The 14,979-nt window shown below is 50.5% G+C and carries 1 protein-coding gene; it reads right to left on the reverse strand.

Annotated elements, in window-relative coordinates; genetic code table 11:
• Positions 1-14,952, reverse strand: a complete 14,952-nt coding sequence (locus AC1RRX_RS10395) for a non-ribosomal peptide synthetase (protein ID WP_144464328.1) — start codon at positions 14,950-14,952, stop codon at positions 1-3.
• Positions 14,953-14,979 lie beyond the last annotated feature (27 nt).

The following is a 14,979-nucleotide window of genomic DNA, read 5'->3' on the forward strand; positions in this document are numbered from 1 at the left end:
TTAAACCTCCACTTCATAGGTATCCCAGATGTTTGCCGCAGCTTTTTCGTTCGTTTCTTCTTTGCTGTCCGGCGAAATCAGCCGCTTATTTAATGCAGGCGGTGTTAAAGGATGGCGCTTGATTCGGCGCCCTTCGTCTTCCTGCCACGCTTCCACAATGACGTGGGCGTTTGTTCCGCCGTCGGCAAAGCAGTTAATTCCTGCCGCCGGTATTGGTGACGGCCAGTCTGCCAGAGTGCGGCTGAACTGAATATTGGCCTTTTCTCTATCAAAATGTGTGTTTTCATGCTCGCCTGATAAAAACGGAATAAAGCTCTTTTCTTTCAGCATGAGAACAACTTTTATGAAACTTGCAATTCCTTCCGCGCAAAGCGGGTGCCCGATGTTCGGTTTCACAGATCCGATTCCGAGCGGGCCGGCGTCTTTTGAACGGTAGACGGATTGAATGGCCTTCAGTTCTAACAGATCCGTCACGACCGTGCCTGAACCGTTCGCTTCAATATGAGTAATGTCTTCCGGCTGTTTTCCGCTTTTTTCAAGAGCCGTCTTCATGACGGATTTTTGCGCTTCCAGACTCGGCGTAGCCGGGCCGGCCGTTCTTCCGTCATTATTGACGGATGCCGCCTTCACTACGGCATAAATAGAATCTCCGTCTTCAATCGCCTGAGACACGGTTTTTAATAGAACCATTCCGACACCCTCGCCCAGCACGACTCCATCGGCGCGTTCGTCAAATACATGGAACGACTGCGCTTTACTTAATATGCCGCGCTGTGCAAATAATTTATGGGTTTCTTCTGATTCAAACAGGCTCACGCCGCCGACGACGGCCGCTTTTATTTCTCCTGTTACAAGAGCCTGCACGGCCATATTCATTCCGACTAAAGCAGAAGAACAAGCCGTATCGAGGACAACGCTCGGGCCGCGCATATCAAAGTATTGAGAGAGATTTGCGGCCAAATAATTCTGGCCCAGTGCGACGATCGGGTTTTTCGCGTCCAGCAGTTTCTCTTCACCCGGTCTGTGACGGCTGCGTCCGCCGAGATACACACCTATTGCTTCTCCCTTTATCTCATCCGGCGTATAGCCCGCGTGATACCACAGGTTAAGGCATTCTTCCAGAGCGGCCAAAGCTTGAGGGTCCATTGCCTTTACATCTTCTTCTGCCAGTAAAAAGAAGTCCGGATCAAATTGATTGATTCCGTCAAGCATTCCCGCGTAATAAGGCGTCTTCCACCCCCATCGTTCAGCCGGAACAGGACGGATAGCCGAACGGCCTTCAGCCAAAAGCGACCAGTACGCCTCTAAAGAAGCCGCTCCCGGAAACCGGCAGGACATGCCGACGACCGCGATATCTTCCCGGTGAATCTGTTTTCCGGCCGGCTCTTCTTGCACCTTAACGGCTTGTGTTTCAATCACCGGCTCAGCCGGCTTCTTCAGAACAGGCTCCGCCGCCGCCAAATCAAACCGTTCTGACAAAACTTCTGTATATCCTTCGAGAAGCCAATTTGCGAAAGATTGAATCGTCGGATATTCATACAGAATGGACGGGTCAAGCGATGCCGAGAGATTCCGATTGATCCGCTGCAGAAGCTGGGCAAGGATAATGGAGTCCACTCCGTAATCTTGGAATAATACGTCTGTCTCAAGCTGATCCTGGTCAATCCGCAGCTCTTCAGAAAATAATTCTTTCAGCCATTCTTCTGTTTTCCTTGTTAATTGAGCGTTGTCTGCGGCAGTATCAGCGGTTTTTTCCGCCGGTTTTACCATAGCCGGACTCATTGGCTGATCCTGCCTGCTCCGCCGCAGGAATCGCTCCGGCTTCCACAGCTTAGGATTCAGAACGGCCGGCAGCACCGGGCCCCTTGCTGATTCAAGAAGTATGCCGTCAAGGAGCTGTAATCCTTCTGCATTCGTGATGCTGTATAGCCCGCTCTCTTTATAAGCTTTGTTCGTTACTTCGCCCATTCCGGTTTCTTTCCAGTTCGGCCACTGAATGCTTACGATCGGCAGCTGCTCTTTGTATGAGTTTGCAAAATAGTCCATATACGCATTGGCCATGGCATAGTCGGCCTGTCCTGCCGAAAGCGCCGGTATCGCAGCTGACACGGAAGAGAACAAGACGAAAAACTTCAGCGGCTCTTCGCTGAGCACACTGTATAACGCCTGAAGCCCGTCTACTTTCGGCTCGAGCACGCGCTGTATGTCTTCATCGGTTTTTCTGATGAATGCGAGCGTCTCTTTATCGGTCACACCCGCGCAGTGAATCACGCCGCCGATAGGTCCGAGCGTCTGTTTTATCTGACTCAGTTCCTGTCTCAGCCCGGCTTCATCAGCTAACGGGACTGACAATACCTTCACTTGTACACCTTTGGATTCCAAGTCGAGAACAGCTTCAATTTTCGCTTTTACAGAAGCCGTCACCCCATTCAGTCCGCCTGTCCACTCACTTCGCGGCGGAAGGGTCTCACGTCCTGTAAGCACCAGTTTTTTCACTCCGTAATGTTCGGCAAAATGGCGTGCGCATAAAAGACCGATCCCTCTCGTCCCTCCGGTGATCAGAAGCACATGGTTGTCCGGAAAATCAATTCTCTCGCCTTGCATATTCATATTTTCTGAGGCGCTCAATACGGCGCGGTAGCGCAAGCCGTCCCTCCGGCAAACTTCCGCGTCATCAGTACGGGCATGAAACTCATCGGCAATCTGCTTCGCCAGTTTGTCATCAGAAAGCGCTCCTTCAAGGTCGAGATGCCTTGAAGACAGATGACCGTACTCACATGCCAGCATTCTGTACAGACCGGCCCGTTTTGCTCCTGTTGTTTGATTGGCCTCTTTATTTAATGACTCAAGGTCTTTCGTGACACAAAGCAGTGTCATCCCTTCTTTATGCCCATGCTCAATCAATTGCTGAAGCCATTTGATTCCGGCCATGTCTTGAGAATCTTCTTTCGCTGCGCCGAGGAGGTCGATGACTCCGTCAAACGCCTGCCAGTCATATTCACCGGAAAGGTCTGATGCGGTGATGATACGGTGATTCGGCATATGCGCTGCGATCTCTTCTGCGAGATTGATCGTGTCCCCGCCTGTCAAAATCGCAACGGAACGTGCGCACGGTTCACGCAGTTCGAGCGGGCTCAGTTCCCATTGTTTCGTCAGAATACGTTTCATCCGTTCCTCTGTATGGACCTTCTTTTTGTCAGGATTCTCAGGCACCCAATACGTGTCTTTTGCGAACGGATAAGACGGAAGACTGAGTAAACGCGGCGTACCCTTTTCATACAGCCGGTTCCAATTCAACACGCCGCCTTTCACCCATACCTCTGCCAGCTTGGCGAATTTGCCTTTTCTGATCCAAGCGTCAATGACGATGTCCATATCTTCATCGGCCGTGAACAAGGCAAACGTATCTTTATTGCGGTGAGACTGGCCGGTATACAGCCCGGCGATGTTTTTCTCATTTTTCGTAAATGCTTCCAGCTTTGTTTCCAATTCCGCCATCGTCGCTGCAAGAATGGCCAAGCGCTCTTCCATTTCGTCCCTTCCGGTTTGCAGCGTATAAGCGACGCCCGCCAAGTCTTGATCTGTATACGGCGTTTGACGGATCGCTTTTTGCAGCTGCTGCGCCTGTTCAAACAATTTTTCTTTTGATTTGGCGGACAAAAGGATGATTGCCGGATTTTCCGGGCTGTGCTCAGGCTGAGCGGCTGCTTTCGGGACATACTCTTCAATGACGATATGGGCGTTGACCCCGCCGATGCCAAATGAGCTGACCCCGGCCCGACGCGGAATGGCATTTCCGTTTCTATCTTTTGCTGCCGTCCATTCCTGATTTTCCCGCACGATGTAGAAAGGACTGTCATCAAGCTGAATGTACGGATTGATCGTCTCGCAATGCAGGCTTTTCACCAGCGTTTTGTGTTTCATTTGCAAAAGCACTTTCATGACGCCTGATACCCCCGCGGCAAGCTCTAAATGGCCGATATTGCTTTTGACCGAACCGATGCCGCAGCGGTGACCGGAGACTTCGGGCTCTTGATTTGTTTTCGCCAGCTCGTGAAACGCCGCTTTCAGACCGTTTATTTCAATCGGATCGCCCAATTCCGTTCCTGTACCGTGCGCTTCAATATACGTGACGGTGCTCGGGTCCACTCCCGCTTTCCGGTATGCTTTCACCAATAAATCAGCCTGCAGTTTCGGATTCGGCGAGGTTAACGTATTCGCCCGGCCGCCGTGGTTTTCAGCCGTACCGCGGATCACGCCGTAAATCGGATTGCCGTCACGTTCTGCATCTGTCAGTTTCTTCAGCATCAGAATTCCCGCGCCTTCTCCTCTGACATACCCGTTGGCATCTTTGGAGAAGGTTTTGCATTTTCCGTCTTTGCTGAGCATGCCTGCTTTGCTGTAGCTGATATGCGCTTCTTCCGTCAGAATCGTGTTGATTCCCCCGGCAATCGCCATGTCGCATTCTCCGTTTTCTATAGCGGATACCGCCCGGTGAATCGCCACAAGCGAGCTTGAACATGCCGTTTCAATCGGCTCGCTCGGCCCGTGAAGATTTAACAAATAGCTCAAACGGTTCGGACCAATGGAAGGAATCATGCTGCCTGTCGCCGCATGTCCTTCCGGCGCAAGACCTGCCCTTGTGAACAAATCTTTATAACCAGTATTTCCGGTGCCGATAAAGACGCCCGTATTTGTGCCGGAAAGGCTTTCCGGCTTACAGCCCGCATCTTCTATCGCCCGCCATGCATAAGTCAATAACAGCCGCTGCTGCGGATCTAAATATTGGGCTTCCCGCGGTGAAATCCCAAAGAACAGCGGATCAAATTCAGCTATTCCGTCGATAAAGCCGCCCCACTTGATATTCGTTTTGTTCCCTTCAAGATTCGGATCGCCATCAAACGCTTGCCAATCCCAGCGTTCTTTCGGAATGGTTGTGATCGAATCCTTTCCTTCTTTCAAATTGCGCCAAAATTCCTCTATATCCTTTGCACCCGGGAATCGGCCGCTGATTCCGACAATGGCAACCGGGTCCAAGCGGCGCGGCTCTTGTGTCGCTGCCGCAGCGTTCATTACCGTTGCGAAGCGCTTTTTCCGCTGCATTTTCGGTTTTTGGGCTTTTGGCTGCTCTTTTTTCGGAGACTCTTTCTTCTTTTCGCCGAAACGGCCCGGATGCTCTTTTGCCAAATATCCGGCGAGATTGCTGATCGTTCCGTACTCAAAGAAAATCGTCGGCGCCAGCTCCAGCTGATACGCTTCATTTAATTGATTCGTAAAGACGGTAAAGGATACGGAATCAAAACCGTATTCACTCAATTCCGTATCTGTCTCAATGTCCTCACGGTCAACTTTTAAAATGCCGCTTACCATGGCTGTCAAAGCGGTGTGAAGCGTTTGAAGAGATTCTTCTGCATCGTGTTTTTCTTCCGGCTGAGAAGGAAGGCCGGCTTCTGCCTCATCCGTCAAATACTCTGCTAAACTGCGGATCGTCCCGTGTTCGAAGAAGATCGTCGGCGCCAGCTCCAGCTGATACGCTTCATTTAATTGATTCGTAAAGACGGTAAACGATACGGAATCAAAACCGTATTCACTCAGTTCCGTATCAATATCAATCTCGTCTTGGCCGACTTTTAAAATTGAACTGACCAATCGGATAAGCGCACCGTGCCATTTGTCTCCCGAAACGGCGGATACAGGCTCTATTTTCTCCACCTGCGGCTTTTCAGTTTCAGAAACGGATAGGAACGACTGTTTTAATTTTGCTGCGTGTCCTTCAGCTGCTAAAAGCTGCGGCTTTTCCTGAGCCATTCCTTCATAAAATGCAGCCAGGCCTGACGCCTTTTGAAGCGGAACCATGCCGAAAGCTTTTTTCATCATTCTCTCCGTCTCGTCTCCCGCCTGCATACCGCCATCTTTCCACAGCGTCCAGTTAAAGGCGACCGTTTTTCCGTGCCGAAGGCCATTCTCCGTAAGGGATTGCCTGTAAGCGGCGTATGCATCCATAAACGCGTTGCCGGCGGCATAATCAGCCTGCCCGACGTTGCCGAGAACGCCGGAAACACTGGAGAACAATACGAAAAAGTCAAGATTGCAGTCTTTGCTGGCTTCATCTAAATAAGCGGTTCCGTTGACTTTCGGATCAAGCACTTTCCTGAACTCTTCCTTCGTTTTTTGCAGCAGGAAGCGGTCTTGTATCACTCCCGCAGCGTGAATAATTCCGTTAAGCTTTCCGAATTCCGCCGTAATCTCTTTGATCAGCGCTTCATTTTCCCGCCGGTCCGCCGCATTCAGCTTTTTGTAGACGACATTTGCGCCTGAGTGCTGAAGCATAGCAAGCTCACGCTGTTTGGCTTCTGCCAGATTTGAGCGGCCCGTCAGAATGATTTTCGGGTGTTTTACGCGACCTGCGATTTCGTTTGCGAACATCAAGCCCAGGCTTCCTGCGCCTCCGGTAATCAGATATACACCTTCGTCCTTCCAGACGATGCCGCCCCCTGCGGGATGCATTTCTTCCCAAGCCTTCACATACCGTTTTTCTCCTTTATAACGGATATGTTTATCATGCAGCCGATGACTGTCGTTTTTCAGTTTTTGAGCGACAGCCGGCATTTCGCCGATTGATTCCATTTCGATGAGCTGACAGTCCAGTTTTCCGTATTCCAGCTCGGCTGTTTTTAACAAACCTGTTAACCCCGCAAACAATTGCTGGCTGCCGTCTGCTGAGATAACGGTCTGAATCAGAATGCGGCCCTGCCTTTTTTCGCTGATGATCAGCCGGATGTGTTCGGCGATTGTCTGCGCGTAGCTTTGGAAGCGTTCAGCGGCTGTTTCACCCTCACCTTCTGCAATCAGCAGTTCGGCGTCTTTCAGGCCGGATGCCGCTTCATCTTTTATACGGCAGGCATCTTCACAAAGTATGATCAAATGCTCATCAGCATGGACAGAAGCTTTCTCGGATGCGGCGGCTTCTTTCCAGACCGGTGCAAACAAGACCTTTTCCGATCCTGATAGCCGCTGAGCCGAATCTGCATCGCCTTCAAGCACTCTCGTAGAGAATCCTCTCACCTTCACGCAAAGCGCTCCTGTTTCGTCGAACAGGTCAATGTCGGCTTTCTGCACGGAATCACCGGTTTGATATCCTTCACTGAAGCGTGCATGCGCCCGCATAGTCGGCGTGCATGCTTTGACGACTTCAAGATATTCCAGCGCAAACGGCAGAATCAGCTTTTGCCCGGAAAACTCCTGCATAATGCAGATCGTCGCCGTCTGAATAGCCGAATCAATGATGCTCGGATGAAGCGTAAATTGTCCGTTCGTGTGAGAAACAGAATCCGGAAGCTGTATGTCCGAAAGCACTTCTTTCTCGCCGATAAAGGCGGACTTAATGCCTTGGAAGGCTTTTCCGTGGAACATCCCCCTGCTCCTGCCTTCCCGATAAAAGGCCGCCGGATCAAGAATATCCGCTTTGCATCTGTTTTGTATGGCAGAAAGGTCGGCCTCAGGCTCTCGTTCAGCCTTAATGATTTCGGCCCGTCCTTGGCTGTGCAGCACTTCTTCGCCGTCAGCGTTGACGCTGTAAATATCATATGAGATGATGCCGTCCTCTTCAGGGAACAGCGCAATATGGACTTGGCGCTCTTGTTCGTGAACGACGATCGGTTTCATCCAGACCGTATGATGGAGCGTTATTCTGTCTCGATCCTTTAATAAGCCGCCAAGCGCCCGTTTTACCGCTTCATAAGACATTTCCAAATATGCCGCTCCCGGCAGCACCGCTTTTTCCCTGACCACATGATCCTTCAGGAAAAATTCTGAGCCTGTAAACCGTGAGCTGAACTTCTGAAGGGTTAAATCTGACGTATTTTGCTGCACGAGCGGGTGTAAAACTGAGACTCCGGTGTGTGCGGCAGATGTGTTCTTTTCTGCTTTTTTCGGCCAGTACGGCTCCTTTGCAAACGGGTAGACCGGCACGCTGATTCGTTTCGGATGCTTGTCTTTGTAAAGCTTGTGCCAATTAATGGCGACGCCTTTACTCCACATTTCACAGAGCTTCGGTCCTTTTCCTTTCGCAAGCCATTTCTCAATGAGTTCAGCGCTGTCATCATCATCAGAAAGCCAGGCAATATCTTTCGCCTGCTGTTTTTCTCCTCTGAAGCAGCCTGTTACAGCCGGATTATCATTGATAAAATCGGCAAGCTGCCGCTTCAGCTCCGCAATGCCGCTTGTGATAAAGGCCGCGCGCTCTTCCATCGCTTCCCTTCCGACTTGGAACGTGTAGGCAAGATCAGCGAGGCCGGCGTCCGTTTTTCTTTCCAGAAAAGCCAGCAGCTGTTTTGCGTACTCCTTCAGACGGTCTTTTTTTCTGGCAGACAACGGAATGATGAACGGACCGGCAGCGTCTGCTGCTTCGGATGCATCCGGATATTGTTCAAAAATCGCGTGTGTGTTTGTTCCGCCAAGACCGAAAGAGCTTAAAGCCATGCGGTGCGCTCTGTTCTCACGGGTTAACTCTTTCTTTTCTTCCGCTACGTAAAACGGAGAGTCTTCTAAATGAAGATTCGGATTCGGCTCTTTGTAATTGATGCTCGGCGCGATTTCCTGATGATATAAGCTCATGACAACCTTGATGCAGCCCGCCATCCCGGCCGCTGTATCCAAATGCCCGAGATTTGTTTTGACTGAACCGATGCCGCAGTATTGTTTTTTATCTGTATATCGGCCGTACACCGATTGAAGTGCGGACAGTTCGATCGGATCGCCGAGTTTTGTTCCTGTGCCGTGAGCTTCGACGTACGCGATCGTTTCGGGATGGATGCCCGTCTGATCAATGACCTTCTGAATGACCTCAGCTTGTCCTTTGACGCTCGGCGCATAAAATCCGACCTTATCCGCTCCGTCGTTATTGACGCCGATTCCGCGCAGCAGCGCATAAATATGGTCGCCGTCCTTAACCGCATCAGACGCTTTTTTCAAGAGCACGGCGCCGGCCCCTTCACCGCCGATCATTCCGTCAGCATCCGCGTCAAACGCTTTAATATGCCCGTCGCTCGAAAAATTCAGCCCCGGCTGATGAACATACCCGGCGCTTGATTCCGTATGAAGGGTCGCACCGCCGACAAGGGCGTACTTGGCTTCGCCGGACTGCAGGCTTTGAAAAGCCGAATGCAGGCCGATTAACGAAGATGAGCAGTTGGCATGGACAAAATAGCTCGGCCCTTTCAACCCGAGTTTATGAGAAATCATCGTCGGAATCGTACCGCTTTGGGCAAGCACCCATGACACGTAGCCATCCGGCGTTTCCAGCTGTGCTGTCGTCTCCTCCGGCAGCAGGCTGCGGTAAGAGTTTGTGCTGGCAGACATATACACGCTTGTTTCCGGAATTTCTTTGGAGATATACCCCGCATCCTCGATTGCCTTCCATGAATGGAGCAAAAGCATTCTCAGCTGAGGGTCCATATATTCCGCATCTTTCGGTGAAAAGCCGAAGAAACCGGGATCAAACATTTCTTTCCCCTCTAAAACTGATTTAGCCGGAACGAAGCCGGGATGATCAGCCAGTTCTTCAGAAATACCGAATCGGCGGAGCTCTTCTTTTGAAAAGAAGGTGATGCTTTCTTTGCCTTCTTTGATGTTATTCCAAAATTCATAATGATCTTTCGCTCCCGGAAACTCACAGGATATACCGATAACCGCAAGACTGTCCTCGTAATAATCGGGAAATTCTCCCGCCGGGTGTTCCCGGTCTTCTGCATTCACTTTCTTTTGCGGTACAGGAGCCAAAACGGCTTCTTTCGGTTTTTGTTCAGCGATATACCGGCTGATGTCTTTTACCGTCGCGTATTCAAACAGCTCCGTTACACTGAATTCACAATCCAATTCCTGCGTCATCCGGTCAGTGACAGTCACGGCAAGAAGCGAATCTCCCCCCGCATCAAAAAAGCGGTCATCAAGCTCTATATCTTTGCTTTTCAATACATCCTGCCAAATCGCCAGCACCGCCTGCTGGATATGAGATGATGAAAATGTTTTTGTGTCCGGCTGCTTTTCCGTCAGATCGCGGGCAGCAAGAAGCTTGCGGTCCACTTTTCCGTTCGGTGTGAGCGGCAGCTCTTCAAGACGGATAAACGAAGCTGGCGTCATATAGGCCGGCAGCGCTTGTTTCAAATGATTGCGCAATTCCTTTGCAGACGGAAGCGGCTCTCCGTTTTTCCGGATATAAAACGCGCAAAGCTTCTCATTTCCGGAGTGATTGTTCACAACCACTACACTTTCCTGTACGGCCGGATGGGCATTCAGCCTGCTCTCAATATCTCCGGGTTCAATGCGGTAGCCGCGGATTTTGACTTGGGTGTCCATCCGTCCCATGTATTCAATGCGGCCGCCGGGAAGAAAACGCGCCATATCGCCTGTTTTATAAAGCTTTGATCCCAGTTCGAGCCGGTGGCTGACGAAAGCTTTATCTGTCAGCTCAGGCTTGTTGAAATACCCTCTTGCCAATCCGTCTCCCGCAATACAAAGTTCTCCCGGCACCCCTTCTAAAACAGGGTTGAGACCGGAATCCATAATATACACGCGGGTATTGGCGATCGGGCGTCCGATCGTAAGCGCGCTCTCATTCTCCGTTATCCGCTGCACCGCGGACCAGATTGTCGTCTCTGTCGGCCCGAACATATTCCAAGCCTCACTTTTCGTATCGAGAAACTGCTGCTTCAATTGTTCGCTAAGCGCCTCTCCGCCGCAAAGGATTTTCACATTTTCTTCATTTGACCATCCGGAATGAAAGAGCATTTTCCACGTAAACGGGGTCGCCTGCATGATCGTCGGTTTGTACTCTTGAATCAGCTCTTTCAGCTTCCGTGCGTCTTTTGTGACTTCTGTCTTACAGATGTTGCACTCCGCTCCTTTGATTAAAGGAAGGTAAAGCTCCAGTGCCGCGATGTCAAAGCAATATGTCGTGACGGCAAGCAGTTTGTCTTTAGACGAAAGCCCCGGTTCATTCGCCATCGAGAGTAAGAAATTGGTCAGCGCCCGGTGCGGAATCATGACGCCTTTCGGTTTGCCCGTGCTGCCCGACGTGTAAATGACATACGCCAGATCGTCAGGTGTCACTAACCGCTTCAGCGACGTTCTTTCCGCGGCTGTACTTTCAATATGAGACCAATCGCGGTCAATGGCAGTTGTCTGCACGCCTCCCCAGTTCAAAGAGTGCTCTAAATCAGCTGTCGTCAGGCACATTGAAATCCTGCTGTCGGCGATCATATATTCCAATCTGTCAGCGGGATAAGAAGGATCAAGCGGCACATACGCTCCCCCGGCTTTTAAAATGCCGAGAAGTCCGACAGCCATATGCAATGAACGGTCTGTATAAATGCCGATGAGATCATCAGGGCCTGCACCGTGCGCCTGCAAATAGAGCGCCAGCTTCGTGCTTTTTTCATTAAGCTCACGGTACGTCAGCTGTTGCTGTTCATACACGACCGCACAAGCGTCCGGCGTTTCTGCCGCCTGACGTTCGAATAATTCATGGAAGCAGGCATCCGGATATTCACGGCTTGTCTCATTCCAAGTCTTAAGAATCATGTGCTCCTCTCTTTTTGTCATGAGAGAAACATTCTCAAGCGGCGTATCCGGATTCGCCGTCAAAGCTTCAGCAGCCTGTACAAATTGGCTGAAAAGTCTGGCCGCCCCTGCTTCGTCGAATAATTCGGTGCTGTATTTAATCGTAAGATCCATGCCTGATGCTTCTTCCCACATTTCAAATACAAGATCATATTCCCCCTCCTGATGAATGTCTTTTACAAACTCACAGGAGAATTCCTTGTATTCATCAAGCATCGATTGATAGCTCGAATCCTGCAGAAAGTTCTGATAGAAAAAGGCATTGCTGAAAACAGGCGAACCGTTCTGCAGGGGTTTCGCATGCACATCACGCACCATTTTCGGAAACGGATAAAAGGAGTGATCCAGCCCGTCCAGAACGGCATCCTGCACCTTTTGAACAAAGTCAGCAAATGTTTCTTTTCGTCCGGCTCTGCTCCGTATGGGAAGCATGTTAAGGAAATGGCCGACCACTCCGTCAAAGCGTTCTTCGGGTCTGACCATTGCAGGCATACCTGTCACAATATCTTCCTTATCCGTATATTTGCTTAAAAGCACCATATAGCAGCTCAGCATGACGGTAGACAAATGAATCGAACGGGATGCGGCAAACGCCGTTATATTATTCAGCAGCCGTTCGGGAAGACGGCGTGTCAGCGTATCTTCTGTAAACTCCGGAACACTGCTTTCCGTGCGCATCGGCGGAAGTTGAAGGTCAGGCAGATCGCCCTCGAGCTGTTTCATCCAGTAAGCGCGGGCAGCTTTGCTTTCTTCACCCGCTAAATACCCCTTTTCCCAAGCCGCGAAATCGGGATGAATACCGGGAGCAGCAGCCGTAAACTCTTCTTTTCCCTCCAGCAGCGCCTGATAATGATCCAGCAGACTGTGAATAAATGTAATGGATGAAATGCCGTCAAACACGATGTGGTGAATGACCGTCAAAAGATAATGTTCCTCGGCGGATTTTGAAAGCAGCTGCACGCGCAGTAAAGGTCCGCTTTCTTTGACAAACGGCTCTTTCACTTTTTTCCGTATCAGAGCGGATATTTGTGATTCATTGACGTCAGAAATATCTTCTTCCGAGAATACAAAAGGATCTGCCGCTTCTATGAAATAAAACCCGCCGTCTGTTTCATTCACGGCGCTTTTGAGCATCGGATGCTGCTTTAATACGAGCTGAAACGCCTGTTTCAGTTTCTCTTTGTCGATTCCGGATGTGAATCGGAAACAGAGCGGGACATGGTATGCAGTCGTTTCAGGCGACATTTTCTGCAATGTCCACAGCCCTTTTTGGACTTCTGAAAGCGCTGGCGCCGTTTGCCGTCTCTCCCGTTCTGCCGGCGGTTCGGCTTTTTGGGGATGATGGTCCGCTGACATGTTTGCCGCTTTTTCAGCAGTATAAGCCGCTAAAGCGCCAATCGTCGGGTTTTTGTGCAGCTCTCTTGCCGTCAGCCGGATGTGATACGTTTTTTCAATTGATCTGGCGAGTTTCATCATCTTGATGGAATTGACGCCAAGACTTTGAAACGGTGTATTTGGATCAACGAGCTCATCCGCGATGGAAAGTTCCTCTTTCAGAAAACGGATAAAATCCCGTTCAATTTCTTTCTCTGCAGAAGCCGTGTCTGAATTGCCCCCTTCTTGTCTGTTATTATGTAATGAATCAAATTGCCCTTGTTCAAATGAATGTTTCAGCTGAGTGCGCTGGATTTTCCCGATCGCCGTCTTAGGAATGTCTTCTTTTGCGACCGGAAGCAGATAATCAGGGGTAACGCCGATTCTCTGTGTCACGTGCTGGTGAATGTGATGAAGAAGCTTCGTCATGCGGTTCTCATCCAACGGAACAGATGTCACAAAGAAAATCGCCAGCTCATCTGTCGTGCTTTGATTCGGCCGGACGGCGCATGCCGCTGTATATGACGTTTCAATTTCCGGCAATTCCTCAACGGCTGATTCAATGGCGTGGCTGTAATAATTCACACCGTTGATAATGATGGCATCTTTCGTGCGCCCCGTTATCGTCAGGCGGCCTTCACGCAGAAATCCGAGATCTCCCGTTTCAAACCAGCCGTCTTCTGTAAAGACACTCTCATTTAAGTCCGGGCGCTCATAATATCCGCTCGTTACAGTCAGACCTGACACTTGGAAGCGGCCGATTTCTCCTTCTTCCACCACTTGATTGCGGTCATCCGTAATTCTCATATTAAATCCCGGGATCGGCAGACCGATCTCGACGAAACGATCGTCGTCACTCGTGTTTTCCAGTGTAAACTCATCTGAGAAAATAACGCCCGAAGACGTTTCGGACATTCCCCATGCGGGACGGATGGCATTAGCCGGCAGACCGTGCGGCTCTAAAAGCTCCATAATTCTGCGTCCGACTTTCGCAACCGCGGCCTCCCCGCCGTTCAGCATGTAACGCATGGAAGATAAGTCCCATTTCCGCGTTTGAATCTCTTCTGCAAAATCAGCAAGCAGTCCAAAGGCAAAATTGGGGGCCCACGTAACCGAAGCGCGGTAATGATCAATCAGGTCGAGCCATTTTAAAGGGTCCATCAAAATGGATTCGCTCGGTATGTTGATTTCCTCACATCCGAGATAAACATCACGCAGATGAAGCATTCCGATGCCGCCGACATGGTCAAAAGGCATCCAGTTAAACGTGACATCCTCACTTGTATAGCCCTGCATCTGAATATTTCCTTTGACCATGCAGACGATGTTTTCATGGCTGAGCATCACGGCTTTCGGCGTGCCCGTGCTTCCCGAGGTCAAAAGCAGCATCGCCAAATCTTCCGGACGGGGATGATGACAGTCCGTATCCATTTCGTGCGCACTGAGATCTTCTGCCGCCAAAGCGCAAAACCCGGAAAGCTCCTGCTCCTCCGCCCATTCAGTCATCTCCGGCAGCACGTCACGGCTTGTGATGACATACGGCCGATTCAAAAGCGTCCAGGCGTCTTTCAGTTTTTGCGTCCCGCTGTTCATTTCTGTATAAGCCGGAGCGGCCGCAAGCGGAACCGGGATCGCTCCTAAAAAAACACAGCCCCAAAAAGCAGGAATCAGCTGGGAATTGTCACTGAGCTGTAATATGACTTCATCCTGAGCCTTCACTCCTGATTGGCGGAGCCCTTTCACAATCGAAAGAGCGATCTTTTTCAGGCCGCTGTAAGTCTGGTACACTTTGGTGCCGTCAGGCTGTATATATGTGATGCCCTTTTGATCTCCCGCGGCCGCGGCGGTTTTGTGCAGGACTTCAGGAATCGTCATCGGCTGATCCGCTGAAAGCCGCAATGATTTTCCATAGCTGACAGATGGCTTGAGTAACCCGCTTGCCTTCATATCACTTTTCATAGAGCTGCCTCCATTTCATCTGTATGT

The organism is Bacillus sp. GW821-FHT11D08, assembly GCF_058808515.1.